At 40.3% G+C, this 1,083-nt stretch carries 1 protein-coding gene; it reads right to left on the minus strand.

Annotated features, from left to right (window positions below):
- Positions 1–3 precede the first annotated feature (3 nt).
- Positions 4–1,083, minus strand: a 1,080-nt coding sequence (locus ACEN4N_RS11425) for an IS256 family transposase (protein WP_407090981.1), incomplete at its 5' end; no start/stop codon positions are given.

The following is a 1,083-nucleotide window of genomic DNA, read 5'->3' on the forward strand; positions in this document are numbered from 1 at the left end:
ACATTACACTTGTAAGAATGTCCGAGCGTTATTTTCCCAATTTTCGTGGAAATCAATTAATATCGAACCGATTAAACGCTCTGCAGAGGCTATGTTTGGATAAATTCCAATCACTCTGTCTCGCCGTCTAATTTCACGATTCAGACGCTCAACTGAATTGGTTGTGCGCAACGAAACATGAAAAGCTTCGGGTTCTAACATATATTGAATGGCATCCTCAAAACCATTATCTAAAATCTTTAAGGCTTCAGTATACTTGGGATTATCTTTAAGTTGCGATTCATAGGCTTGTTTCAACTCACGCGCATGTTGTTGTGTTGGTGCTTGGAGGATCTTTCTAAGTATTTTTCTTTCTTCTTTACTGTTCTTTTTAGGCATTACATCAATAATGTTTCTAATAAAGTGAAATGTACAGCGTTGCCAAATAGTCCCTACAAAGACTTTACGAATCGCTTTTTTCAGTCCAGCATGGGCATCAGAAATAACCATGGTTGGTGTCTGTAGTCCACGCGAGCGTAAATCTAGAAAGAAGCGTGACCAGGCTGCTTCGGTTTCTTCTTCTGAGACCATAAAACCGACGATTTCTCGTTTATTTATATCATTAACACCTTGGGCGATATAAACAGCTTTAGACACGACGCGATTGTCCTCTCTCACTTTGATATACATTGCGTCTACATATAAGTAACGAAATTTAGAGTGCGATAACGACCGTTGTTTAAACGCTTCAATTTGTGGATCTAATTCCTGCATGATGTCTGAGACAAAGGACTTGGATACATTTTCGCCACAGAGCTGTTCCACTATTTTCGTGACTTTTCGAGTAGAAACACCCATAATGACCATCTCAATCATCCCAAGGACAAACGCTTTATCCATCCGCTGGTAGCTGTTAAACACGTCTGTTTTAAACTCGCCTGATCTCGTCCGTGGTACTTTTAAGTTGATGCTCCCGATATTTAGCATGAGGTCCCGTTCGTAATAGCCATTCCGCTGATCTTTTCGTTCCGAAGTCCGTTCATAGTTCTCTGCTTTAATGTAGCGATCACGTTCAACTTCCATATAAGCGTTAAAGACAGTGAC

This window comes from Ruoffia sp. FAM 20857, assembly GCF_045528645.1.
GTDB lineage: Bacteria > Bacillota > Bacilli > Lactobacillales > Aerococcaceae > Ruoffia > Ruoffia halotolerans.